The organism is Geotoga petraea (assembly GCF_900102615.1).
Taxonomy (GTDB): domain Bacteria; phylum Thermotogota; class Thermotogae; order Petrotogales; family Petrotogaceae; genus Geotoga; species Geotoga petraea.
The window spans coordinates 139,977-165,795 of record NZ_FMYV01000001.1 but is presented as its reverse complement, the minus strand read 5'-3'; the positions used below and the strand labels follow the sequence as shown (position 1 = coordinate 165,795).

Annotated in this window: 30 protein-coding genes and 2 tRNA genes; 12 read left to right on the top strand and 20 right to left on the bottom strand. The window is 30.9% G+C overall.

Going from position 1 to position 25,819, the window contains the following annotated elements; genetic code table 11:
- Window positions 1–77: 77 nt before the first annotated feature.
- Genes lysS through BLS00_RS00670 form a run of 9 tightly spaced genes read right to left on the bottom strand, consistent with a single transcriptional unit; the run spans window position 78 to window position 6,704 of the window.
- Entirely contained in the window at window positions 78–1,592 is a 1,515-nt protein-coding gene (gene lysS / locus BLS00_RS00710; protein WP_091401907.1) for a lysine--tRNA ligase, read from the bottom strand.
- Between the two features lie 25 nt (window positions 1,593–1,617).
- Entirely contained in the window at window positions 1,618–2,094 is a 477-nt protein-coding gene (gene greA / locus BLS00_RS00705; RefSeq protein WP_091401905.1) for a transcription elongation factor GreA, read from the bottom strand.
- A 17-nt stretch (window positions 2,095–2,111) separates the two neighbouring features.
- On the bottom strand, window positions 2,112–2,567 hold the full coding sequence (nrdR, locus tag BLS00_RS00700; RefSeq protein ID WP_091401902.1) for a transcriptional regulator NrdR: 456 nt from the start codon (window positions 2,565–2,567) through the stop codon (window positions 2,112–2,114).
- Between the two features lie 15 nt (window positions 2,568–2,582).
- The gene (whiA, locus tag BLS00_RS00695) at window positions 2,583–3,503 is read right to left on the bottom strand and encodes a DNA-binding protein WhiA (RefSeq protein ID WP_091401899.1); all 921 of its coding nucleotides are present in this window, start codon (window positions 3,501–3,503) and stop codon (window positions 2,583–2,585) included.
- Window positions 3,504–3,505: 2 nt separating this feature from the next.
- Window positions 3,506–4,441 (bottom strand): gluconeogenesis factor YvcK family protein, encoded by a 936-nt coding sequence (locus BLS00_RS00690; RefSeq protein WP_091401897.1) that lies wholly within the window; start codon window positions 4,439–4,441, stop codon window positions 3,506–3,508.
- A gap of 4 nt (window positions 4,442–4,445) precedes the next feature.
- Complete coding sequence (gene rapZ, locus BLS00_RS00685; RefSeq protein ID WP_091401895.1) at window positions 4,446–5,300, bottom strand: RNase adapter RapZ; 855 nt, start codon at window positions 5,298–5,300, stop codon at window positions 4,446–4,448.
- A complete protein-coding gene (gene murI, locus BLS00_RS00680) occupies window positions 5,293–6,099 on the bottom strand; it encodes a glutamate racemase (RefSeq protein WP_091401893.1) in 807 nt (268 codons plus the stop codon). The genes rapZ and murI overlap by 8 nt, the downstream gene beginning before the upstream one ends.
- A 5-nt stretch (window positions 6,100–6,104) precedes the next feature.
- Complete coding sequence (zapA, locus tag BLS00_RS00675) at window positions 6,105–6,410, bottom strand: cell division protein ZapA (RefSeq protein ID WP_091401891.1); 306 nt, start codon at window positions 6,408–6,410, stop codon at window positions 6,105–6,107.
- A 9-nt stretch (window positions 6,411–6,419) separates the two neighbouring features.
- On the bottom strand, window positions 6,420–6,704 hold the full coding sequence (locus tag BLS00_RS00670) for a hypothetical protein (RefSeq protein WP_091401889.1): 285 nt from the start codon (window positions 6,702–6,704) through the stop codon (window positions 6,420–6,422).
- 148 nt (window positions 6,705–6,852) lie between these two features.
- Here BLS00_RS00670 and BLS00_RS00665 point away from each other — a divergent pair, with 148 nt between their 5' ends.
- Window positions 6,853–8,046, top strand: a complete 1,194-nt coding sequence (locus BLS00_RS00665; RefSeq protein ID WP_091401887.1) for a hypothetical protein — start codon at window positions 6,853–6,855, stop codon at window positions 8,044–8,046.
- Between the two features lie 23 nt (window positions 8,047–8,069).
- Here BLS00_RS00665 and BLS00_RS00660 read toward each other — a convergent pair whose 3' ends face one another.
- Window positions 8,070–8,339 (bottom strand): stage V sporulation protein S, encoded by a 270-nt coding sequence (locus tag BLS00_RS00660; RefSeq protein WP_091401885.1) that lies wholly within the window; start codon window positions 8,337–8,339, stop codon window positions 8,070–8,072.
- Window positions 8,340–8,399: 60 nt separating this feature from the next.
- Window positions 8,400–8,476: transfer RNA gene (locus BLS00_RS00655), tRNA-Arg, on the bottom strand.
- Between the two features lie 319 nt (window positions 8,477–8,795).
- Here BLS00_RS00655 and flgM point away from each other — a divergent pair.
- From flgM to BLS00_RS00610, 9 genes are all read left to right on the top strand, one after another.
- A complete protein-coding gene (gene flgM, locus BLS00_RS00650) occupies window positions 8,796–9,059 on the top strand; it encodes a flagellar biosynthesis anti-sigma factor FlgM (protein WP_091401883.1) in 264 nt (87 codons plus the stop codon).
- Window position 9,060: 1 nt separating this feature from the next.
- Window positions 9,061–9,540, top strand: coding sequence for a flagellar export chaperone FlgN (gene flgN, locus BLS00_RS00645; protein ID WP_091401881.1), 480 nt, complete (start codon window positions 9,061–9,063; stop codon window positions 9,538–9,540).
- A 2-nt stretch (window positions 9,541–9,542) separates the two neighbouring features.
- Entirely contained in the window at window positions 9,543–12,047 is a 2,505-nt protein-coding gene (flgK, locus tag BLS00_RS00640) for a flagellar hook-associated protein FlgK (protein WP_091401879.1), read from the top strand.
- Between the two features lie 16 nt (window positions 12,048–12,063).
- On the top strand, window positions 12,064–12,948 hold the full coding sequence (gene flgL / locus BLS00_RS00635) for a flagellar hook-associated protein FlgL (RefSeq protein WP_091401877.1): 885 nt from the start codon (window positions 12,064–12,066) through the stop codon (window positions 12,946–12,948).
- Between the two features lie 71 nt (window positions 12,949–13,019).
- Window positions 13,020–13,487 carry a flagellar assembly protein FliW gene (gene fliW, locus BLS00_RS00630; protein ID WP_091401875.1) on the top strand — a complete coding sequence of 156 codons (468 nt, stop codon included), beginning with the start codon at window positions 13,020–13,022 and terminating at the stop codon, window positions 13,485–13,487.
- 1 nt (window position 13,488) lies between these two features.
- Window positions 13,489–13,737 (top strand): carbon storage regulator CsrA, encoded by a 249-nt coding sequence (csrA, locus tag BLS00_RS00625; protein WP_091401873.1) that lies wholly within the window; start codon window positions 13,489–13,491, stop codon window positions 13,735–13,737.
- Window positions 13,734–14,537 carry a hypothetical protein gene (locus BLS00_RS00620; RefSeq protein WP_091401871.1) on the top strand — a complete coding sequence of 268 codons (804 nt, stop codon included), beginning with the start codon at window positions 13,734–13,736 and terminating at the stop codon, window positions 14,535–14,537. The genes csrA and BLS00_RS00620 overlap by 4 nt, the downstream gene beginning before the upstream one ends.
- Window positions 14,538–14,610: 73 nt before the next feature.
- Window positions 14,611–15,039, top strand: coding sequence for a hypothetical protein (locus BLS00_RS00615; RefSeq protein WP_091401869.1), 429 nt, complete (start codon window positions 14,611–14,613; stop codon window positions 15,037–15,039).
- A 174-nt stretch (window positions 15,040–15,213) separates the two neighbouring features.
- Window positions 15,214–15,302: transfer RNA gene (locus BLS00_RS00610), tRNA-Ser, on the top strand.
- Window positions 15,303–15,335: 33 nt separating this feature from the next.
- Here BLS00_RS00610 and BLS00_RS00605 read toward each other — a convergent pair.
- From BLS00_RS00605 to BLS00_RS00565, 9 genes are read right to left on the bottom strand one after another with little or no spacing between them, the layout of a single operon-like run.
- Window positions 15,336–15,878, bottom strand: coding sequence for a 2-oxoacid:ferredoxin oxidoreductase subunit gamma family protein (locus BLS00_RS00605; RefSeq protein ID WP_091401866.1), 543 nt, complete (start codon window positions 15,876–15,878; stop codon window positions 15,336–15,338).
- A complete protein-coding gene (locus BLS00_RS00600; RefSeq protein ID WP_091401863.1) occupies window positions 15,875–16,630 on the bottom strand; it encodes a thiamine pyrophosphate-dependent enzyme in 756 nt (251 codons plus the stop codon). The genes BLS00_RS00605 and BLS00_RS00600 overlap by 4 nt, the downstream gene beginning before the upstream one ends.
- Window positions 16,631–16,647: 17 nt before the next feature.
- Entirely contained in the window at window positions 16,648–17,706 is a 1,059-nt protein-coding gene (locus BLS00_RS00595) for a 3-methyl-2-oxobutanoate dehydrogenase subunit VorB (protein WP_091401861.1), read from the bottom strand.
- Window positions 17,707–17,721: 15 nt separating this feature from the next.
- The gene (locus BLS00_RS00590) at window positions 17,722–17,946 is read right to left on the bottom strand and encodes a 4Fe-4S dicluster domain-containing protein (protein ID WP_091401859.1); all 225 of its coding nucleotides are present in this window, start codon (window positions 17,944–17,946) and stop codon (window positions 17,722–17,724) included.
- Window positions 17,947–17,958: 12 nt separating this feature from the next.
- Window positions 17,959–18,624, bottom strand: coding sequence for a cobalamin biosynthesis protein CobQ (locus BLS00_RS00585; RefSeq protein WP_091401857.1), 666 nt, complete (start codon window positions 18,622–18,624; stop codon window positions 17,959–17,961).
- Between the two features lie 9 nt (window positions 18,625–18,633).
- A complete protein-coding gene (gene buk / locus BLS00_RS00580) occupies window positions 18,634–19,701 on the bottom strand; it encodes a butyrate kinase (RefSeq protein WP_091401856.1) in 1,068 nt (355 codons plus the stop codon).
- A gap of 12 nt (window positions 19,702–19,713) precedes the next feature.
- Window positions 19,714–20,613, bottom strand: coding sequence for a bifunctional enoyl-CoA hydratase/phosphate acetyltransferase (locus BLS00_RS00575; protein ID WP_091401853.1), 900 nt, complete (start codon window positions 20,611–20,613; stop codon window positions 19,714–19,716).
- A 1-nt stretch (window position 20,614) separates the two neighbouring features.
- Complete coding sequence (gene buk / locus BLS00_RS00570) at window positions 20,615–21,685, bottom strand: butyrate kinase (protein WP_091401851.1); 1,071 nt, start codon at window positions 21,683–21,685, stop codon at window positions 20,615–20,617.
- A gap of 10 nt (window positions 21,686–21,695) precedes the next feature.
- Window positions 21,696–22,931: an aminotransferase-like domain-containing protein gene (locus tag BLS00_RS00565; RefSeq protein WP_091401849.1), complete on the bottom strand. Its 1,236-nt coding sequence runs from the start codon at window positions 22,929–22,931 to the stop codon at window positions 21,696–21,698.
- 248 nt (window positions 22,932–23,179) lie between these two features.
- Between BLS00_RS00565 and glyA the strand changes: the two genes are divergently transcribed.
- Together glyA and ackA are read left to right on the top strand one after the other, a co-directional pair.
- Window positions 23,180–24,451 carry a serine hydroxymethyltransferase gene (gene glyA, locus BLS00_RS00560; RefSeq protein ID WP_091401846.1) on the top strand — a complete coding sequence of 424 codons (1,272 nt, stop codon included), beginning with the start codon at window positions 23,180–23,182 and terminating at the stop codon, window positions 24,449–24,451.
- A gap of 110 nt (window positions 24,452–24,561) precedes the next feature.
- The gene (gene ackA / locus BLS00_RS00555) at window positions 24,562–25,776 is read left to right on the top strand and encodes an acetate kinase (protein WP_091401844.1); all 1,215 of its coding nucleotides are present in this window, start codon (window positions 24,562–24,564) and stop codon (window positions 25,774–25,776) included.
- Window positions 25,777–25,819 lie beyond the last annotated feature (43 nt).

Here is a 25,819-nt window from a genome sequence, read left to right as displayed (position 1 = left end):
TATTAAGCCTTTTCTATTATACAATAACATTATATGTACTTAAAATATTTTTACTTTAAATTTAATTAAACTTAATATTAATCTTGATCTTGTTCTTCATCCATCATTTTCTCTTCTTCTTCGAACTTCATTGGTTTTGAAAGTGGGAAAGCGATTATATCCTTTATTGTTTGAGTGTTTGTTAAAAACATACAGAATCTATCTATACCTATCCCAAGTCCTCCTGTTGGTGGCATCCCATATTCTAATGCTCTTAAAAAATCCATATCCATCAACTGAGCTTCATCATCTCCTAAATCTTTTAATTCTGCTTGGGCTTTAAATCTGGACATTTGGTCTTCTGCATCGTTTAATTCACTAAATGCATTTGCAAGTTCTGATCCATTCACAATTAATTCAAACCTTTCTGATAATCTTGGGTCTTCTCTATGCCTTTTGGCAAGAGGAGAAATTTCTACAGGATGATTCATAACAAATGTTGGTTGAATTATTTTATCTTCTACGAGATCCCAAAGTTCATCGATATATTTCCCTCTTTCTTTTATTGGAACTTCTATGCCTTGCTTTTTCAAGTATTGATCCATTGTTTCCATTGAATCTTCTAATATGTCTATTTCCAAATGTCCTTTGATGAATTCTCTCATATCAACTCTTTTAAAAGGTGGTTTAAAATCTATTTCTAATTCACCATAATTAACTTTAGTCGTCCCGTGAATTTTTTCTGTTACATATGCCAACAAATTTTCAGTTAACTCCATTATATCGTTATAATCTGCATATGCTTGATATAACTCTATTGTAGTGAATTCAGGATTATGTTTATAGTCTATTCCTTCATTTCTAAAAATCCTTCCAATTTCGTAAACTTTTTCCATTCCACCTACAACTAACCTTTTTAAATGTAACTCGGTTGCTATTCTTAAATACATAGGTTGGTCATAAACATTTAAATGAGTGATGAACGGCCTTGCATTTGCGCCACCCATGATATTTTCAAGGATTGGGGTTTCAACTTCGTAGAAGCCTTGTTCTGTTAAATATTCTCTCATATATCTGATAGCTAAAGATCTTGTTTTGAATACTTCTATAACGTTATCATTTGATATCATATCAACATATCTTTGCCTATATCTTATTTCTTTGTCTTTTAACCCGTGCCATTTTTCTGGCATTTGTCTGATTGTTTTTGTTAGCAACTGGATTTCTAAAACTAAAATAGTTAATTCTCCAGTTTTTGTTTTAAATGGGAATCCTTTAATACCAACCCAATCACCACTGCCAATATATTTTTTAAAAATATTAAAAGCATCTTCTCCAATCTTGTCTTTCCTTATATACGCCTGTATCCTTCCTGTATCATCCTTTATATGCATAAATGCTGATTTACCATGACTTCTTATAGTCATTATTCTACCGGCAAAAGAAAAAACTTCATCTTCTAATAATTGACCTGATTCAAGTTTAGAAGAATATTTATTTTTAATTTCTTGAGCTTTAAAATCTTTTTCGAATTTATAAGGATAAGGGTTAATACCCTGTTCTTTCAATTCTTTTATCATTTGTAACCTTTGCTTTTTTACTTCACTCACCAGTACACCTCCGTTTGATTCTTTAATCTTATGAAATTATATCTTTAATTTCTATTTTTTTTGTAGTACCTTTGGCAGTTTTTATAGTCAATTTTTCTCCTATTTTTCTACCTAAAATAGCGCTTCCTATTGCTGAATCTGAAGACAATTTGTTATCTTTTAAATCCGCTTCTTGAGGAGTAACAAGCATGAATTCATTTTCTTGTTTTAATTTAAAATCATAAATTTTCACAACTTTTCCAAGTCTAACTTCCGAATTGTCTGATTGGTCTTCAATAATTTCAGCATGCTCAAGTATATATTCTATTTCTTTTATTCTTGAATCAATTCTACCTTGTTCATTTTTTGCTTCTTCATATTCAGAATTTTCGGAAAGATCACCAAGCTCTCGAGCTTCTTTTATTCTATCGGCAATTTCTCCCATGAGTTTTTTCTTTAATTCATCCTTTTCTTTTTTTAAACGTTCATATCCTTCTTTGGTTAATTGATAATTTTCTTCAACCATTTTATATACCTCCCAATCTATCTATTATTTTTTAACTCTTTTATAGCTTCTAAAAAACTGTCAACATCTCTAAACTCTTTATAAACTGAGGCAAATCTAACATAAGATACATGATCAATATCTTTTAGCCTGTTCATTACCTTATCTCCAATTTCTGTTGAAGGTATCTCAGATTTTCCAGTTCTTCTTATTTCATCTTCTATATTTTCAACTATTTCTTCAATTTGTTCTGAAGTAACTGATCTTTTTTCACAAGCTTTTATTAATCCATCTTTTATTTTTTCTCTATCAAATAATTCTCTTTTTCCTTCTTTTTTGATTACTCTTATCTTATTTTCTTCATACCTCTCATATGTTGTGAACCTACTATCACATTTTAAACATTCTCTTCTTCTTCTTACAGAATTGCCATTTCCTGCAGGTCTTGAGTCAAGGACTTTTGTTTCTTCATTTCCACAAAATGGACATTTCAAAGAAAACCACCCACCTTATTCTTTATCCCCTTGTTCTAAATCCTTTGCAATTTCTTTTATCTTTTTAATTCTGCTATAAAGAGTAGATTTTTTTATATTCAAGTCTTCTGCCATTTCCTTCAAACTTTGATCTTCATTTTCAAGTCTGTGTTCTGCTATCTGTTTTAAATTCTTATCCAAATTATCCAATCCTATTTTTTCTTGTATAAGAAGTATATCATTTATTTGTTTTGAAGAACTTTCCGCTGTCTTCATCGCATTTGCTGTTAAAAAATTTATTGTTCTGGTCACATTTCCTTTCAATTCTCTAACCTTTATTATATCATTTAATTTTTCAACTGATTCGTGTGAATCCATTACTTCTAAAACATTCAAAATATCTCTACTGGATTTAATATATAATTTAACTTTGTTGTTTTTTATTATATAATTGGATTTTATGCCCAATAAATTGTAAAATGTTTCAACAATGTCGTCTGCAAACTCTTCTGAAATATCTAAAAAGAATTCCAAATGATAAGAAGACTTGAAAGATACCGAACCAGTCGTTAAGAACATCCCTTTTAAAAAAACTCCAAATAAAAATGGATCGTTTTTTATCTTTTTAGGAAGTGTTGAAGAATATATATCAATATTTTCCCTGCCAACTATCTTCTCTACAGAGGGCAAATCAAGAAGTATTTCTCCTACCCTTCCCAGTCTCAATCTTCTTTCCATTTTAACATATGCGCTAATATAATCACCAAAAAGAAGCTTGCTCAATTTGTAGATTCTCTTCATTGAGCTGAGTGAGTTAACAGTTATTTTTATATACTTTCTATAACCATCTATTACAAAGTCTCCCTTCCCTTTTATTGCTCCGTAGAGTTCAATTTCAGGAAATTCCATTTTTGTTGAGACTAAAGTCATCTTTACTTCTTCAGAAAATGTAGCCATTTTTAATCACCGATTATATTTTTTATTATTTTTGATAATTTTGTGGAATCATGCCTGACTATAGTTTTTTCTTCATTGATAAAATAAACTAAATCATCTTTTATTATTCTGTCATCAATCATATCTATCTTTACTTCCGAAGAATTTCTCTTTTTATATCTATTTAGAATGAAATTAGGTATTTTTCCAGAATTGGCAATTATATAGTCAACTTCATAATCTAAATAGTATTCTATTTGTTCTACATGGTCTGAAAGATTGTATTCATTTGTTTCTCCTGGTTGAGTCATTATATTGGATATATAAATTAGTTTTGACTTACTTTCTTTTATGGATTCTTTTATCCCTTTTACCAGCAAATTTGTTATTATACTTGTATAAAGACTACCTGGGCCAAATATAATACAATCTGAATTTTTTATAGCAGTTATGCTCTCTTCATACGCTTCAGAGTTACCATCAAGCCATACTCTCGATATCTTTTTATTTTGTGAAACTAAGTTTTTCTCCCCAAAAACAACTGTTCCATCTACAAATTCTCCTACTATTCTTATCAATTCAAAAGACGAGGGTAGAACTCTACCCTTTATATTCAAGAATTCAGATAATGATTTAATTGCCAACGGAAAATTATTGTTATTGATTCTGGTTAATGCTAACAAAATAATGTTACCAAGATTATGATTTTTCAAAAACCCTTCATTAAATCTATACCCTAATAATTCAGTTATTAACGATTCTTTCTCGGCTAAAGCAATTATGTTGTTCCGTATGTCGCCAGGGGGTGGAATTTCAAAATCGTTTCTTATTATTCCGGAACTACCTCCTTCATCAGTCACAGCAACTATAGATGTTAAGTTTACTTCTTTTAACCATTTTAATCCCCTGAGGAGTTGACTTAATCCAGTTCCCCCACCTATTACAACTATATTTTTCAAAGTATCACTCCTTTTCAATATCCCTATGAGTAATACTTACGTCTCTTTTTTCATCCAATAATCTTTCATATAATTGTTGAGCAATGTAAACAGATCTGTGTTTCCCTCCAGTACAACCTATACAAAAATAAGCTTCTACTCTTCCTGATTCAGAGTACTTATCCTGGACAAACTTTGCAAAAGAAGTTAATTTATTTATCGTTTTTTTTGTATCTTCGAAATCTTTTAAATATTCAGATACTTCTTGATCTAACCCTGTAAATTTATATATATCATAGATATAGAAAGGATTAGGCAGATACCTTACATCAAAAACATAATCGGCACTATTTGGAATTCCATTTTTAAAACCAAAACTAACAATATTTAATTTTAAAGGTCTTTCTTTCTGTTTTATTATTTGAAAAAACTTTTTTCTGAATTCATATGGTTCTGTGTTGGATGTGTCAATTATAATATCACTGATAGATTTAATATCTTTTAAAATTTCTTTTTCTTTTACTATAGCCTCTTCTATAGGTAAATCTAAAGGATGACTTCTTCTGGACTTTCTAAATCTGTTTATTAGCGAAGTGGCATCGGCTTCTAAAAATACTTTTTTTAATTGCAAATTACAAGGTAAATTTTCACCAATATCGTAAAAAGCTTCTCTTAACTGTTCTGTTTTTTTCCACCTTAGATCACTAACTATTGCCAATTTATCAACATCACTTGAACAGATCATATCAACAAAATATTTGATCAAATGAGGGGGAACATTATCAACTGTATAATAACCTTCATCCTCTAAAGTTTTTAATAAAAAGGTCTTTCCTGCGCCAGAAAGACCTGTAATTAAAAATATTATTGGTTTATTCATAAATATCTACATCCTCTTTTTCGTAATAAGAATACATAATTAATTGGGTATATTTAGATTTATATCTCATTCTGCCTAAAAATCTCTTGGATAAACATTTAAACTGTTCTAAGCTTCCACTTATATAGAAATTAATTTCCGGATAACCTTTTAGATAAGGTAATTTCATATTTAAAAGTGTTTTAACTATTCCATCCGCCGGATCAACTATTTTACTTTTGACTATTTTTTGTATATGATTGCTCAATATAGGATAATGTGTACAACCAAGTATAACTTTATCATAACGACCTTCGCAATCTCTCAAATAATAATTTATAATAGAATCAGCCATTGGCCCATACCAATAACCTTCTTCAATAAGTGGTACAAATAACGGACACGCCTTTTCAGTAACTTTTTTTACTTTTACTTTATCAACAAGAAGTCCTCTATAACTGCCAGATCTTACAGTATTAGAAGTAGCCAATAACAAAACTTCTTCTCCTTTATTGATCTGTTCTATACCATTATCTATTATACTTATATATTTAAAACTTCTATCGTCCAAGGAAACTAAACCCTTTTTCACAAGAGAATCCGTAGTATTACAAGCTGAAATAAGAATATCTACATCTACGCTTTCAAAAAAATCGAAAATATTTTCTAGCATATTAACCAAAAAATATTCTGGTTTTGAACCATAAGGAACATTCAAAGTATCACCAAAATAGTAAAAATCGTGGTTGTTGAAATTCCTAACCACTTTTTTTAACACCGTAAGCCCACCTATTCCAGAATCAAAGAACCCTATTTTCATCTTGTTCACTCCCAAGAAATAAAACTGTCTGTATCTTTTTGCTCTTCATAATCTCCATCTTTAATAATAGTTTCAAACTTATCTATTATATTTTTGATTTCATCTTTTGTCTTTATTACATTTAGCCGCTCATTCAATAATAACAATAATAATATATAATTAATTTTATCTTTTCCAAAGTTAGTTGCCATATTCTCAACTTCAGATTTTATCTCATTAAGTATTTTATTTATAATTTCTTCGGGTTCATCAACTCTGTATTTATATTTTTCACCTAATATTTCAATTTGTACATCTCTAAAATTTGGCAATTAAAACACCTACTGGTTAAACGAATTATGATTGTTTTCTTCTTTTGAAATTGCATCTCCAAATTTACTCATTAAATCATTTTTAATTTGTTTTAAAGAGCTTTCAATTTGGTTGTTTTTATTTGAAAGTTCTTCTATTTTACCATTTAATCTGTCCTTTTCTTCATTTACTTTTTCATATTCTTGAAATAATTCATCATATTCAGTTTTTAATTCATCTTTTTCACTTTTTAGTTTGTTGTATTTTTGAGCTAAATTTTCAATCATTTCTTCTAATTCCTTAATTATCTCCATCTTTAACCCCCCAATGCTTATATACAATATTCATATTATTATTATATCATAAACAATATTATTTTTTTTAATTAATTAATTAAAAATAAGAATAAAAGCCTTTGTATATGATATAATTGTTTTGAATTTATTAAAGGGGTGGGGGATAATGAAATATATCAACAAAATTCTTGAGTTAGTTTCAACAATAGGCACACCTTCATTTCACTCTCTTTTGGGAGAATTATTGATTACAGAAACTAAAAGTTCTAAATTATTAATTGTTAGGAATATAGAAAAATCATGGGTAATATTAGATGCTCAAGATGTGACTCCTAAAAAACTTGAATTCAATGACTTGGAAGAATTACTTCAAGAATATCCTGACTTGTTTCCTTTTGAATTTTCTTTTAGTACTTTTATTTTGTGTGATGGTAGATTTGAAGATGAAAACAATATCCAGTACTTAAACAATGCTTTTGCAAAAGAAGAAAATTTATATGAAAAAAACAGATTAGAAACTGTAATCGACAGATTATCGTATCAATTATCAGCAATAAAATCTCTGGTACTTAATTTATCTGAACCTCTAAAAGAAGACGATTTTATCGAAATAATACAAAGCACTTTATCAGAAATGCTTTTTGGTGGGGTTTATACTTATAAAATATCAGGAATGCAGGCTAATTTATTTTCTAAAATAGGTTTTTATGAACTCGATTGGAATTCTATATGTTTAGATGAAATATTACTCTCTACAGTTGAAATGGGAAGCATCCTTCTGCTTGAAGATGTCGATGGTTTGGATGCATATAAAGATAAAAAAATCAAAGCAGTTTTCCCTGTGGGTAGTTTAGAAAATGATGCTTATTTAATATTTATTTTGAGAGACACCTTTATCGAGCAAGAAGAAAGACTTTTTATAAGCACTATACATAAAATAATAGAACATTTTTATATCAAACAATTTTTAGAACTAATAGATTTTAAAGAACAAATAAATTTAAAAACCTTACGACTATTCCAAATTTTTGACAAGCTTTTGGAAATGCTCAAAGATCCAACAGAGATAGAAAATAAATTCGTCAGCGGTATAAAAAATTTATCAGAAGTACATTCTTTAACAAAATATGATCATGATGAAAACTTACCAGTAGGTGTATATTCTAATAAAGAAATCGAAGATATAAAATGTGATTTTTTGATAATTTATCCTTCTGAAGAAAATATTGAGCACAAAAAAGAAATGTGTATTAATTTGAACGAAAGTATAAGGGAAAATAATTTAGAATTGATGAATTTATTTTCTTTGATCTTGGAAAGTTATGAAACATTACTTAATATAGATAAAGAAGGGATATAAACTCCCTTCTTTTTTATGTATTCTTATTTAGGCTTTACAACAAATTTAATTGCGGTTCTTTCTTCTCCTTCTATTTCAACATCTGAAAAAGCTGGAACACAAACTAAATCAACACCACTTGGAGCCGCATACCCCCTTGCTATAGCAACTGCTTTCACAGCTTGGTTTACAGCACCAGCCCCTATAGCTTGTAGTTCAGCTTGGTGTTTGTCTCTAATAATTGCTGCTAATGCCCCGGCAACAGCAACTGGTTTAGAATTTGCTGCAACTTTAAGTACTTCTAATTCTGCCATGAATACTACCCCCTTTGATATTTTGATGTTTGGAGTAATTAATAGTCAATCTGTCTATCTTGGCGCGCTTGGCGGGATTCGAACCCACAACCTTCGGATCCGAAGTCCGACGCTCTATCCAGTTGAGCTACAAACGCTCAAAGCCATATTAAATTATACATTAATTTAAAGTTTTTATCAAGTTTATATATATTTAAATACTCTTTAGTTTAAACACATAAATTACTATATTTTTTACACTTCATTTGGATTGCCATATAAAAATATCAAAGTTTTTTGTATTTAAATCGGTATTGACTCAAAATTTAAAAATTATTGCCTATTTTCGTATAATAGCAGTTCTTTTTGCATTTTAAAAGTATATTTATATTTATGTTATTTTAAAAAATAATTCATATTAAAAGTTAATCTTTATTTGGTAGCAGACGATAATTTTAATGACAAGGAGGGATTAACATGGATATAAACAAAATAAACAACAATGCAAACGTCAACATACAAAAAATACAACAAAATATAAAAAATAATAAAAAACAAGCCCAAGTAAATAACAAAGATGTTTTTGAATTAGAAGGTAATTCAAAAAAATATTTAGAATTAGCTTCTAAGCTCCCTGGTGTAAGGAAAAAATTGGTCAATGAAATGAAATCAGCAATTGAAAATGGGACATACAAAATAGATGCAGAAAAAATTAGCAAGAAAATGCTTGGAGGATTATAATATGAAATTTAATAATTTAATAGATATAATCCGTAAGGAGAAAAAACTCCTTTCGGATTTTTTTGATATGGTAAACGAATTGGAAGATCTTTTGATAAAAAAAGAATCTACTGATAAAATCAATGCTAAATTAACGGAAATTTCTAAAAGTAGCTCTGAATTTGAAAAGATAGATATCGAAAGAGACAAACTTACAAAAGAATACTGCGAAGAAAATAATATAGCATTCAGTCTTAAGGATATAGTCGACTATCTCTCGAAATATAATAAGGAAGGAGCTATTGAAATAGCTGAATTTATAGAAAAACTTAACCAATTCGCTTTAAAATTAGACGAATTACGAGAAATTATTTCTTTTCAAAACAATTTAAACAACAGTATTTTTAAGCTATTTAATGTACAAAATACGGGGAAATCAACTTATGGAAGAAACGGCTTTAATAACAGCTCAGATAATAGTTCAACTGGTTGGAGGGGATAATAATGCCAGGAATGTCATTATACGGATTACTGAACACAGGATTATTAGGAGTTTATACAGCAAAATCTGCGATGAGTGTTGTTGGACACAACATTGCAAATGCTAACACACCAGGATTTTCCAGGCAAAGGCCTGAAATTGTATCAACTCCATCTTTACCAATGAATACGCTTACCCAGACTTCAGCTCCAATGCAGTTTGGGACTGGTTCTAAAATAGAAGACATTAAAAGAGTTAGAGATCAATTTCTTGATATACAGTATAGGCAAACCAACAACAGAGTTTCTTACTGGGACAACATATATGGAAATATGCATTACGTAGAACAATTATTTGGTGAACCTGGTGAAACTGGAATAAGAAATCTTTTTGACAATCTTTGGGGAGCCATGCAAGAACTAAGCTCAGATCCAACAAACGAAGGAGCGAAAGGTCAAATTGTTTCAAGGGCTGATGAGTTAGCCAATACTTTAAAAGATTTGGATTTTAGACTTTCACAGCTTCAAGAAGACTTCAATACAGAAATAGGAAATAGAGTTGTTGAAATAAATAACTACTTTAAAAGAATTACTGATTTAAATGGGAAAATTAGGTCCATAAAAGTTTCTGGATCTTCTCCAAACGATTTGTTAGATGAAAGAGACAGAATTTTAGATCAATTATCTGAATTAGCTGACATTCATGTTAACCATTATTCATCTGGAGATATTTCTATAAGAATAGGCGATAGAACTTTATTAAACGGGAATACTTATCAAGAATTAAAAGCCTATACTGTCCCAGGTACAAAGGGTTTTTATAATATATTCGCTAACAACAATCCAGTGAAATTCAATGATGGGAAAATGGCTGCACTTTTTGAACTAAGAGATTCTATAGTTCCTCAATACCGGGGTAAAATAGATGAATTTGCAATAACATTAGCTGACACAATGAACCTTGTGCATGAAGAAGGTTTTGACGGTTCTGGCAGCATAACTGGAGCTCAATTTTTCAAAGATATAGGAACAAACAAAGAAACGGAAATGTCGAGGCTTTACAGAATAGCATCTACTTTTAGAACACATTTGAACAACCCAGAAGTTAATTTGTTATCAAGTAATAGAAAATTCAATGCTGGTAGTTTATCAGATATACAATTATTAAGAGATGCTACTTTAGTGGCAATAGATAGTTCGAACACCCCTCCAGCTAATAGCGTAAATATATCCAGTGCTTTAGCTGGAAATGGGTTAGACGAATTTAATACAAATTTTACAGAAAATCTTTTTTCTTATAATACAAGTGAAGACTTATTAACTTTTGAAAACAGTGGTGGAAATCCTTTATCAGAAAAAATGATTATAGATGTTGACAAAAGTTTTTTGAACGATTATGGTTTTAACACGAAATCTGTTAGTGCTTACAGAATTGAACAAAGTGACATAGAATCAGGAATTGTTAATTTTAATATAGATGGTTCTAATATAACTATAAATTTAGACGGTTCAAGTGCCGATAATTTTGTATCGTCAATTAATAATGCTCCAAGTAATAATTTTATCAGAGCTTTTAGACATGATGGAGCAGTTTATATATCCGCAACTGAAAGAGTAGAAAATGGAGATATATCAAATATTGTTTTTGATGATCCAGATGGAGCTTTTTCTTCAATGAATATACAGGAAAAAGAAGTGGATGTTTTAGACTTTAGTAATCCTCCAATGAGAAATATATATGGTGGAGATCCACAACTGGAAATTAACGGAATAGGAATTGATATAAATTTAGATACTGACACTATTGATGATGTAGTAAACAAAATAAACTCTTCTAATACTGGTGTATCTGCTTTTATCACTCCAAATGGAAGATTCGTACTAAAAGGTAGCCAAAGTATTGATATGGATTTAAGGAACTCAACAATAAAAGGTTCTGTTGGTTTTTTTAACGCGTTAGGAATAACAAATAATACAACAGACCCAGCTAATACAAAAATGACTTTGGTATCTCCTGATATGAATTTAGATTCAATAAATTCAACATTAAAAAATGCTGATATTTTAAAACTAGATCCGGAAATAGGTATTGTTAACAAATTGAGTGTAGTTGATGGGATAAGAAATAATCCTTCAAACATTGCTATAGACTTGGGACGTTTTGATTATACTACCGGAGAATTTGAATTTACTGGCCCAAATAATCCTTCTGTATGGGAAGAATTGGCTAACATAAAAGACACTCCTTTATTGAATGATGGAAAAGATGGATTCAACGGTTTTTTATCCAATTTAATTGCAGAAATGGGTATTAGGGGAGAAACAGCGAATAAAATGCATCTAAATTCTAAGGCTTTGAATGATCAAATTGATATAGAAAGAGAAAGAGTAAAGGGCGTTTCAATAGACGAAGAAATGTCAAATATGATTAAATATCAACAAGCTTTTAATGCTTCTGCAAGAGTAGTCACTGCGGTAGATGAAATGTTGAACAAAGTTGTAAATAGCTTAGGAATAGTCGGAAGATAATAAGAGGTGATTCTAAATGAGAGTAACCAGTAATTTAATGAATACTCAAGCACTAAACGATATTCAAAATGTTTTGAGAAGATATGGCAAATTAAACGAACAACTAACAACAGGGAAAAAAGTACGTTATCCTTCAGATAACGCTACTGTTGCTGCAAGAGTTTCAGACCTTGATTCGCGAATTAGAGAAGTTCAAAGATATAAATCAAACATTTCTCTTGCCAGAAGTTATACAGATATGTATGATTCTTCATTACAGGAAATGAGCTCTATCTATCAAAGAGTGAAAGAATTATCAGTTAGAGGAGCTAACGATAGTTTAAGCGATGAAGATAGACAAGCAATAGTTACCGAAATAGATAAAATAAACGATCATATGAAATCATTAGCTAATTCTCAAGTTAGTGGTAAATATATTTACGGTGGTGCAGAATCAGATAAAGCCCCTGTTGATAAAAATGGTGAAATACAAACATCTCCCAAGGCCAATATTAAAAAATCTGTCTCCGTTGGGGGATATAAAGTTGATTATGGATTAACTGTTTATGATGTTTTTACTACAAATTCTGGGACGTCAGTATTTAAGCACTTAGACAGGATGAAAGACGCTATAGCAAGTGGAAACAACAACGCAATTGATAGAGAAATGGGAGCAATTGAGGATATTCAAAGATCAGCTTTAAAAGGTTTAGCTGAAGTAGGTGGAAATGACAGATTATTAGAATTGTCAGAAAGCAGAATGGAAGATTTTGAACAATTTAACACAGAATTTTTATCAAAAGAATCTGATGCGGATCTAGCAAAAGTATTAACTGATTTATCAATGCAACAAGTTGTTATGCAAAGCGCTTTGAAAACTACAGCTAAAATCATACCGCCAACACTTGTAGACTTTTTATAAAAAATAAATAATCTGATATAATTAAAGGGAGGATGATTTCCTCCCTTTTAATTTATCAAGGAGGTAATTTTATGGCAAAATATGAAACAAAAATTGGTGAAATAAACATAGATAACGACAAAGTTTTGAAATTTGAATTTGGACTACCTGGGTTTGATGATTTGACTAAATTTTCTCTTATAACTCCAGAGGAAACAAAACCTATAATGTGGTTAGTTTCTTTAGAAGATAAAGAAGTCGCTTTCCCTGTAATACATCCAGAAATGATTAGATATGATTATCATATTGATGTTCCTTCAGACATTGTAGATTACCTACAAATAGAAAAAAGTGATCAAGCTATCACCTTGTCTATTTTGTCAATACCAGAAGATCAGTCAAAAATAACAGCCAATTTAGTGGCGCCTATAATTATTTCTACTATAAACAATAAAGGAATACAATATATGGTTGAATCGGAAGAATATTCAACAAGACATTATATAAAAGATGAAATGAAAAGAAATGAAAAGCTATTAAAAGATAAAGAAGGCGATTGATTTGCTTATTTTATCAAGAAAAATTGGAGAAGATATTGTCATAAAAATGGATAATAAAACTATAAAAATTAAGTTATTAGAAAATCAAATGGGACATATTAAATTAGGATTTGATGCACCAAAAGAAATTAAAATTTATAGAGGCGAACTTTACGAAGAAATTGCTAAAGAGAATAAATCGTCTATAAATTCATCTTTCGATTTAGTTAAAGAGTTCAAAAACGCTTTTTCAAGAGGTGACAAGGATTGAGAATAAAATATGAGTATAAAGAAAAAACTCTCTCAATTTTTTCTCAAGATCATTCTCCTGATTTGGCTATAATCGGTGGAATAGTGATAGAACATATTCATGAAAAAATCCGTGAAAAATCTGAAATAAAAACCGAAATAGGTGGTAGAGGTGGAAGACTATCATTTTATTTGAAAAAATATAAATTAAACCCCATTGCTTTTTCCTTTTTAGCTGAAGATGAATTTCTAAATTTCATATTAAGCACTTACGAAGTTAATAACATCCCGCTAACATGGAGCCCAAATGGTAAGCAAAATAAAAGAAAGATAAGAATCATTGATGAAAACAAATGTTACACAACTAATTACTCCCAAGATTCAAGAGTAGACCCTATATATATAGAAGAATATGTTTGTAATGTTAATAACTTATTTTTTGCTTATGAAAAGTGGATGGATAATTTAATAGATGTTCTTTTTTATACTGATAAAAAAACTTTTGTAGATATAGACTTGTCAGAAATAAAATCAAACTCTTCATTTAGATGTAACTTTTTATTTGTATCAAATTTTGAAAATAAAGAGCTTTCAGTCTTAGAAAACATTAATTCAGATTATAAAATTATCTTCAACAAGGAAAATATTCAAATAAATGATGAAAAATATAATTTAGATTTAGTGGGTAAATATTACGAAGAAGCTATTTCTGCTTATCAAACAGTTTTTTTGTATTATATTATAACTAAAAGAAATATTAAAAAATCTCATGAGTTTGCTTTTGATGCTTATAAAAAAACTCTAAAAGAAGGGAAAATATAAAAATAGGAGTGATAACTATGAAACGATTCATCGTTTTATTTATTATTTTAATTATGAGTTTATCGTTTTTTCAATGGATTGGGGAATCGCTTTTGAAAGTGATTTTAAAAATTCAGAAATTGAGCAATTATCTAAATTCAACTTAAATTTAAGGGCTGATCTTGGCTTTTTATATACATATTTTCCTGTAGGAAAAGATAATATAATTACAGAAAACTTTGAATCAATCACAATTTATCCAAATAACGAATTCAAATTAGATGATGTGCACTTGGGGATTTATTTCATTAGAGAAAAAATTTCATTTTTAGAATTAAAATTTGCTGTAGAAAATTCTGTTATTGATTTACTTGATTATAAAGAGTACAAGTTATTATTTGGAGTGGGTGCATTTTTTACAAATAATATCCTCATTGAAGCTTCTATGAAAGAATCTATTGATACTTTCTCCAATGATGGGTTTAAACCAGATATTGTTTTAGGTCTAAATTTTCTATTTTAGTTTGACATTTATTACAAAAAATGATAAAATTATTACAATAAGGTAAGCAATTAATATTATTGAAACAGGGGGATTTTAGGGGATCTTTATAGATTGAAGATTGGACATGCATTTTTTTGCATGTCCTTTTTTATTGACGATTCTCTATAAATATGGTATAATAATCTCTGTTTGGGAGAGATGGCCGAGCGGCCGAAGGCGCACGCCTGGAACGCGTGTGATGGCAACCCCATCCGTGGGTTCAAATCCCACTCTCTCCGCCAAATAAAAATGGATGTGCTTAGCACATCCATTTTTTATTTTGTAGCTATTGACATTCCTTCTTTAATAGCTTTCATATTTATATCAATTAGTGCTGCTTTTTTACCTGTTAATTTCTTTTCTAATGCTTTTTTTACCGCATCTAAAGAAACTGCATTAGTTGCTCCCAAATAAGCCCCCAACATAATCATGTTTTGAATCTTGGTATTTCCCAATTTATCAGCCATTTCGTTTGCAGGTACTTTTATTGTTTTGATATCAGTTCTTTTTGGCTCTCTGTCAATAACCGATGAGTTTATAATCAAAAGCCCTCCTTCTTCCATTTCTTGTTCAAATTTAGTCATAGAAGGGATGTTGAATGCGACAACTTCGTTTGGTTTATCTACAACTGGTGAAGCTATATACTCATCAGAAACAACAACCGTACAATTAGCAGTTCCACCCCTCATCTCTGGACCATATGAAGGTAACCATGTTGTATATTTGGAATCAATCATTGCTGAATAAGACAATATCTGACCAAAAAGCATTACACCTTGACCACCAAACCCTGCAATTATTGAATTATGCATACTCATTTGCCATCACCAACTTTATCTACAAAAACACCTAAAGGATATTCTTTGGTCATGTTTTCTTCTAACCATTTGTTAGATTCCACAGGGGTTAATCCCCAATTTGTTGGACATGTTGAAAGAACTTCTACTATTCCGAAACCAATGCCTTTTTCTTGAGCTAAAAAAGCTTTTTTTATCGCCTTTTTAGTTTTTATTACATCTTGCGGAGTGTTTACTTTTGTTCTTGAAAGATATGCTACACCATCTAATTCTTTTAAAACTTCTGATACATGAATGGGATGTCCTTCTCGATCAGCCCTTCTTCCATATGGCGACGTGGTTGTTTTCATACCTAATAAACTTGTAGGTGCCATTTGACCACCTGTCATTCCATAAATTGCATTATTTATAAATATTGTTGTAATTTTTTCTCCTCTATTTGCAGCATGAACTATTTCTGCAGTACCTATAGCTGCTAAATCTCCATCACCTTGGTATGTAAACACTGTTTTTTCTGGAGTTGCTCTTTTCATTCCAGTAGCTACAGCTGGAGCCCTTCCGTGGGCAGCAACAGTTCCGTCTACATTAAAAAATTCATAAGAAAACACTGCACAGCCAACTGGTGCTACCATCATTGTTTTACCCTCTATACCCAATTCATCTATAACTTCTGCCACAAGTCTATGTACAATTCCGTGATGACAACCTGGGCAATAAGTGAATTCTTTACCACTTAATGCATGAGGGCCTTTAAATCTATCTATATAAGCCATTATTTTCCCCTCCTTAATTATACTAATTCCATTAATTTAGCAAAAATTTCACCTGGTGTTGGTACAACTCCACCCATTCTTCCATAAAATCCAACAGGTTTCTTACCATTCACACTTAATTTAACGTCTTCAATCATTTGCCCTGCTGACATTTCCACAGTGAAGAACAATTTTGCCTGATCATTGTATTTTGCCAATTCTTCATAAGGGAATGGCCATAGAGTAATTGGTCTAAATACGCCAGCTTTTACTCCTTTTTCTCTTGCCATCTTAGCAACAGATTTTGCAATTCTTCCAATTGTTCCATAAGCTACAATAACTACATCTGCATCTTCTAACATATATTCTTCATACATCTTTTCGTTTTTTATTATTTCTTTATATCTAGCCTGATACCTTTTATTCATTTCTTCTAAACCATAAGGGTCTATATTAAAAGAAGTAACTCTATGAGCATCTCTTTCCATTTTTGTACCAGTCATAGCCCAATCTGAATGATCAGGTAATTCTTTTTCATCAACAAAATCCGGAAAGCTTACTGGTTCCATCATTTGGCCTAACATACCATCTGCCAAGATGAGAACAGGTGTTCTGTATTTATCCGCTACATCAAAGGATTTACCTGTTAATTCCACTGCTTCTTGAAGTGATTCTGGCCCATAAACTATTAATTTATAGTCTCCGTGTCCTCCTCCTTTTGTTGCTTGAAAATAGTCACCTTGAGCTGGTTGAATATCTCCAAGACCAGGTCCACCTCTTACAACATTTACAAAAACTGAAGGAAGTTCGGCTCCAGCAATATAAGATATTCCTTCTTGCATAAGAGAGAAACCTGGTGAAGAAGTTGATGTCATTACTCTTTTTCCAGTACACGCTGCACCATAAATCATGTTGACTGCCGCTACTTCACTTTCTGCTTGTAAAAAAGTTCCGTCAATTTCTGGCATTCTTCTTGCCATATATTCAGTTAGTTCACTTTGTGGTGTTATAGGGTAACCATAATATAATCTACATCCTGCTCTAAGAGCAGCTTCAGCTATCGCTTCTGTACCCTTTACCATTACTTTTTCAGCCATTTGAATGTCCCCTCCTTATTGTTTAGCTAAAGCTTTTACTTCTATACAAACATCAGGACACATTTGATAACAAAATCCACATCCTATACAATCATCCAGTGCTTGTACTTCAGCCGGATGGTAACCTTTAGCGTTAAACCCTTTTGAAAAACCAAGAACATTTGTTGGACAAGCATCTATACACAAACTACAACCCTTACATCTTTCTTGGTCAACTTCAACGAGAAATTTATGCTCCATTGCTTTCCCTCCTTATAGGTCCCATGTTTTTTTCATAAACCTTTTTATTGTAAATTTTTGATATTTTGTATTTATATTTTCTTCCCATTCTTCTACAACAGTAAAAGCTATTGGAATATTCAACTCTTTGGAAACTTCTCCCAATATACTTTCACCTCTTTGAATATGTTCCTCATTTGTATCTTCCATTACATTTGAATTAGATACTAAATAGTCGATGTTTAATCTTGCTTTGGCCGATAATCTTTCAATATGTCCTATTATTTTATTTTTTTCATCTGTGAAAGGTCTATAGGTATTAACAACAAAATACACTGCTGAATCAACCATTTTTATAAAATTATTCAATGACCCAAGAACAATTGCTCCATCATCATTTCCTCCAACATCTAAAACCATTTTAAAATCAGGGTTTTGTATATATCCTCCAACTGCTGGTGGAATTATTGGAACATCTGCATGCATATATTCTCTTGGTGGAGTAATAACTTTTATTCCTTGATTTGTTAAATAATCTATTTCATCTCTTGTCCTGAAATAAGGGCTTATAGTATCTATATCACCTATAGCAACATTTTCAAATTCACTTTTAAGCTTTAATGCTGTATTTATTGAAATTTCAGTTTTACCAGAACCAAACATTCCAATGAATACATTAACTTTATGTTTATTGATCATTTAAACACCTCAGTATGATTTAATCTCTTGCTCACCTTTTAACGCTCTATAAGCTGACATGGCAAGAGCTCTTTCTTCATCTCCTCCAGGGAAGATGTAAACTGGTGCTATAAACTCAACTCTTTCTTTTATCCATTTATCCATATATATTTGATCATAAGCAACTCCACCAGTTAAAGCTATAGCATCAACTTCAAAGTTAAGAACCGTAGACATTTTACCAATCCATTTTGATATTTTAAAAGCCATAGCTTTGTAAATAGTTTCTGCTTTTTTGTCTCCAGCTTCTATCATTTTTTGAACTTCTTGGGCATCATTAGTACCTAAATATGAAACAAGACCCCCTTTGCCTTTCAGCATTTTTTTAACTTCTGTTAATTCATACTCCCCAGAATAACATAATTTCATAAATCCTGTTAAAGGCAAAGTTCCGGATCTTTCTGGGGTAAAAGGGCCATCTCCATCTAAAGCGTTGTTGACATCAACAACTCTCCCTTTTTTATGGGCTCCAACAGATATACCTCCACCCATATGAACAATTATCAAATTCAAATCTTTATAATCTTTGTTCAGCTTTTCAGCTAATTGCATTGCTATTGATTTTTGATTCAAAGCATGAAATATAGATTTTCTTTCAATATCGGGGTGCCCAGAGATCCTTGCTATATCCATCATCTCATCCACAACAACAGGATCAGCAATAAAAGCTTCTATATCAACACTTTTTGCCAATTCATAAGCTATTAATCCACCTAAATTAGAGGCATGTTCTCCATATTTTGAAGACTTCAAGTCTTTAATCATATTTTCGTTTACCGAATATATTCCACCTGATATAGGCCTCAAAAGCCCTCCTCTGCCAATAATTGCGGAAAAACTACTTAAAGGGTAACCCGATTTATTTAAAAATTCCTCAATAACTTTTTTTCTGAATTCGTATTGACTTGGTATGTCATGGAATCTGCCTATTTCCTCACTTGAATGCCTCACTGTTTCATTTAATATTTCTTGATCATCATCATAAATAGCAATTTTTGAAGACGTTGAACCTGGATTTATAACTAAAATTTTAAACATTCAAATCACTCCTCATGACATAACCACTGATAAGGCTATAGACAATAATTTTGCTTCATTAGAATCTGCCCTGGAAGTTAAAACGACAGGTTTTTTACCTCCAAGAATAGTGCTGGCAATTTTAGCATTACCTAAAAAAACCATAGATTTATAAAAGATATTCCCCGCTTCAATATCTGGCATGATAAGTATATCGGCATCTCCTGCTACTTCGCTAACTATACCTTTATGTTCAGCTGCTTCTTTTGAAATAGCATTATCCATAGCAAAAGGTCCATCAACTATACAACCTTTTATTTGATTTCTTCTATTCATTTGAGCTAAAACAGCAGCATCTAAGGTTGCTGGCATTTTTGGGTTGACTTTTTCAAGAGCTCCTACTACAGCTACTTTTGGATTTCCCTGTCCTAATTTATGAGAAATGCTTACGGCGTTATTTATAGAATCAACTTTTTGTTCTAATGTGGGAGCTATAACCATTCCTCCATCTGTCATAATAATTGGTTTAGGATAAGTTGGGATTTCAAAAACACTAACCAAATTCATAGTTCCTTTTTGTCTTAACCCATATTCCTCTTTAAGATAAACTGAAAGTAATTCTCCAGTTGTTATCTTACCTTTCATAGGAAGATCAGTTTCACCGTCTGATACCGATTTTATAGCTGCTTTTATAGTTTCTTTTTTATTTTCATATCCTCTGATTTCAAATTTATTTTCATTTATTTTCATTTCTTTCAAAAGGCTTCTGATTTTGTCCTTATTACCAAAAAGTACTGCTTCACAAACATTAAGATCCACAGCTTCATTGAGTGCTTGAAGTACCACTTCATCTTCAGCAACTGCAACTGCAACCTTTCTTTTTCTTTCAAATTTTGAAGCTAAATCAATGAGTTCTCTAAGTTTTTTTATCATTTCACTTCACCTCTTTATTCCAGGTTAACGGTTTTTCGAAATTGTTTAGCACTCTTAAAGCACCTTGACATAAAGCTTCCATTTCATAAGAACCAGGATAAACCATAATCAATCCCAACTTTGAAATTCTTTCTTTAATCATCGAAACAAATCTTTCTGAATTAGCTAAACCCCCTGTTATAACTATCGCATCTATTTCACCTTTTAATACTGTTGCCATAGCCCCTATCTCTTTTGAAATTTGATAGGCCATTGCTTCAATAACAAGTTTAGCCCTTTCATCTTTTTTAGATTTCTCAAAGGCTTTTCTCAAGTCATTTGTTCCCAAATAAGCTACTAGTCCCCCGTTTCCAACATACCTTTTCTTTAACTCTTTATATGTATATTTCCCTGAAAATGCAATTTTAGCAACATCCCCCATAGGAAGTTCTCCACTTCTTTCAGGGCTAAATGGACCTTCGTCGTTAGCATTATTTACATCTATTATTCTACCTTTTTTTTGGGCTCCAATAGATATACCCCCTCCAAGATGTACAATAATAAAATTGGAGTCATAATAATTTTTGCCAATTTCGTCCGCAGCCCTTCTTGCCACCATTTTCATATTAAGAGCATGAAGGTGACTGTATCTTTCCAAATTAGCATTTCCAGAAATTCTAGCTTCATCTATAAATTCATCTACAGAAACAGGATCAGTTATAAAAACAGGGATATTGTTCTTCGCCATTTCAAAACCAATAATGGCAGCTAAATTTGAAGCATGTTCAACTTCAGCGTCATATTTTAAATAATGGACCATCTCATTGTTAACTCTATAAGTACCACTTTTAAGAGGTGGTAAGATACCACCTCTTGCAGCTATTGCATGTAAATCATTTATTTCTATACCATTTTTATTGATAAAATTAATAACAGCTTTTTTTCTAAATTCAGTTTGGTCAATTAGATCATCATATTTTTTTAGTTGTTCTGCTTTATGCTCCAAATTTTCTGAAGCTATCATATTATTGTCTTCAAATAAAGCAACTTTTGTTGAGGTTGAGCCAGGATTTATTGTAAGAATTTTATACATTGTTGACCTCCTATAATTCAATTCCTTTTTGTTCAGCATATTTATTTATGGAGTTTCTCAATCTCTTCATTCCTTCATCGATTTCTTCATGAGTTGGTAAGCAGAAAGATATTCTCATAGTATTTTTATCTGGTTCGTCAACATAGAAAGCTACACCCGGTATGTATAAAACTTTTTCTTTTTTTGCTATTTCAAACATTTCCATAGTATCAAATTCTTTTGGAAGGGTTACCCAGGTAAACAATCCACCTTCAGGATATGTCCAGTCTATTCCTTTGATATCTCCAAGATGCTTTTTCATAGCTTTCATCATGGAATCTTTCTTTTCTCGGTAAAGTTTTATTGTTGGTTTGATTTCTTCCATTAGATCGTTTTCGTTTATAAATTTAGCCGCCAATCTTTGTGTTAAAGATGGTGTTGCCAAATCAGCTGCTTGTTTAACCATAGTAACTCTTCTAACTATTTCTTTTGGACCTATTACAACCCCCAGTCTTAAACCAGGTGATAACACTTTCGAAAAAGTGTTCAAAAGAATAGTTCTATCTGGAGCTAGTGAATAAATTGTATCAACCTTTTCTCCTTCAAATCTCAATGCACCGTAAGGGTCATCCTCAATAATTAAAAAGTCATATTTTTTTGCCAACTCAACCAATTTTTTCCTTTTTTCTAAGCCCATTGATACTCCAGCAGGGTTATGAAAATTAGACACAACGTATGTAAATTTAAATTTGTCTATGTTTCCTTCTTTTTTAAGTTTTTCTAATTCGTTTTCCAAATAGTCAAGGTCTATACCATCTTTTAATAACGGCACGTTTATAAAATGAGGATTTCTTTGAACAAATGCACTCGCAGCACCAAGATAAATAGGTCTACTTACGGCACAATATGATTCCTCATCTAAAAGGGTTATACCAATAAGGTATAATGCTTGTTGAGAACCAACAGTTATAACCATATTGTCATAGTTTAACCAATCGATATTTTCGTATTTTTTCAATAAATCGATGTATCCTTGCATTAATTCTTGATCGCCTTCTGTTGTGCCATATTGTAGAACAAATTTATATTCGTTCTCAATGATATCTTTTGCAATTTCTGCCATTTTATGTCTTGGAAAAGTATCTGGATCAGGTACTCCTCCTCCAAAACTGATCATACCAGGGTCATTTGCTACCTTTAATAGTTCTCTGATAATACTTGATTTAATTCCACGAGCCACACATGATAATTTTGATTCATAATTCATTATAGAATTACCTCCTTATGAATATTTTTTCCCTACTATATTTATTATAGTCAAATTTACATTAAATCACAAAAGCCATGTAGATTATATACGGGGAATTAAATAGGATTATGGTTAAATAAACCCGATATGAAAAAAATTTCATGAAAGAGATTTCATATTCACATTAATTCAGTAGTTTTATTTTTTTAACCTTTGGTTTATAATAATAATGAATAATCTATATTAAATAAGAAGGGGTGAAAACCATGTGGGAAAATGTAAAAAATTCCGATCCTGAAATTTATGAAATTATCCAAGAAGAATTAGAAAGACAAGAATTTGGTTTAGAACTTATTGCGTCAGAAAATTTTGCATCAATAGCAGTTATGGAAACTATGGGTAGTGTTTTAACAAATAAATATGCAGAAGGTTATCCAAAAAGAAGATATTATGGTGGATGTCAAGTTGTAGACAAAGGTGAAATCTTAGCAAGAAATAGAGCAAAAGAATTATTCAACGCCAAATATGCAAATGTACAACCTCATTCCGGTTCTCAAGCTAATATGGGAGTATATTTCGCTTTATTACAACCAGGAGATACATTTATGGGAATGTCTTTGTCTCATGGTGGTCATTTGACTCACGGATCTCCAGTTAATTTCTCAGGAAACATATATAACGTTGTTTCTTACGGAGTTAATGAAGATACTGGAATAATAGATTATGATGAAGTTAGAGAGGTAGCTCATAAACACAAACCAAAAATAATTGTTGCGGGCGGAAGTGCTTACGCAAGAATCATAGACTTCAAAAAATTCAGAGAAATTGCTGATGAAATTGGTGCTTATTTAATGGTTGATATGGCTCATTTTGCTGGGTTAGTAGCTGCAGGCATTTATCCTAACCCTTTGGACTATGCTGACGTAGTTACAACAACAACTCACAAAACTTTAAGAGGTCCAAGAGGCGGTATGATTTTAACTAATGATAAAGATATATACAAAGCTGTAAACAAAGCTATCTTCCCAGGAATACAAGGTGGACCTTTAGAACATGTAATTGCAGCAAAAGCTGTAGCTTTTAAAGAAGCTTTAGAACCTGAATTCGAAATTTATCAAAAACAAGTAGTTATGAATGCAAAAACCTTAGGAGATGAATTAGAAAAAAATGGAATGAAAATTGTTTCTGGGGGTACTGATTCCCATTTGTTATTATTAGATTTATCTGATATGGAAGTTACTGGTAAAGCTTTAGAAAAAGGATTAGAAAAATGTCATATAACAGTTAATAAAAATACTGTTCCAAAAGAAAAAAGATCTCCTTTTGTTACTTCAGGTATCAGAGTTGGAACTCCAGCATTAACAACAAGAGGAATGAAAGAAGAAGAAATGAGAATTATTGCTAAATTAATAGTAAAAGTTGCAAATAATGTTAAAGATGATGAAGGTACAATTGATGAAAATATAAAAAATGAAATAATTAAAGAAGTTAAAGAATTATCTGACAAATTTCCATTATATAAAGAATTATTAGATTAATTTAAAAAGGGAGATTTTCTCCCTTTTTTCTTATTAATAAACGATTAAGTAAAATTAAGTTAAACAAAATATGATAAACTTTATTGAAAAAATTTTAAGGAGGTTTTGAAATGAAAGTATTAGTAATAAACTCAGGTAGTTCTTCAATTAAATACCAATTATTAAACATGGATAATGAAAATGTTTTAGCCAAAGGTTTAGTTGAAAGAATAGGTATTGATGGTTCTAGAATTGTACACAAAGTTAATGGAGAAAAAAATATAATTGAAGACAACATTCCAGACCATGAAAAAGGTCTAAAAATGGTTTTAGATTTATTAGTTTCTTCAGATCACGGAGTGCTAGAATCATTAGAAGAAATAGATGCTGTAGGTCACAGAGTTGTTCATGGTGGAGAAAGATTTGCTTCTTCTGTTAGAATCAACAAAGAAGTATTAGATACTATTGAATTGATGTCTTTCTTAGCTCCTTTACACAACCCTGCAAATGTAATGGGAATAAAAGCTTCTATGGAATTATTACCTAATGCAGAGCAAGTTGGTGTATTCGACACTTCATTCCATCAAACAATGCCACAAACATCTTATTTATACGCTATTCCATATGAATATTATGAAAAATATAAAGTAAGAAGATATGGTTTCCACGGTACTTCTCATAGATATGTTGCAAAAAGAACTGCAGAAGTATTAGGCAAAAAACCTGAAGATTTAAAAATAATCACTTGTCATATAGGAAATGGAGCTTCTGTTGCTGCAGTTAAAAATGGAAAATCAATTGATACTTCAATGGGGTTCACTCCTTTAGAAGGACTAGCAATGGGAACAAGAAGTGGAGATTTGGATCCAGCGATAATTGAATTTATCTGCAAAGAAGAAAATATAACTCCAAAAGAAATGCTAAATATCCTAAACAAAAAATCTGGAATGTTAGGAGTTACAAAAAAATATTCTGATATGAGAGATATTGAAGATAATGCAATTGAAGGAGAAAAAGTATCAAGAATGGCATTTGATATATATGAATATAGAATTGCTAAATATATTGGTGCTTATGCAGCTGCAATGAATGGTGTAGACGCAATTGTATTTACAGCAGGAGTTGGAGAAAATTCTCCAATAATGAGAGAAGAAATTGCAGAAAGATATCTTGGCTATTTAGGAGTTAAAATAGATAAAGAAGTTAATGATTTTAAAGGTAAAGAAAAAATTATTTCTACTGACGATTCCAAAGTAAAATTAATGGTTGTTCCTACTAATGAAGAATTAATGATCGCAAGAGATACAAAAGAAATCGTTGAAAATAATCTTAACGAATTAAAATAATTAAACTCATAAATGAAAGAGACGGATTAAAATCCGTCTCTTT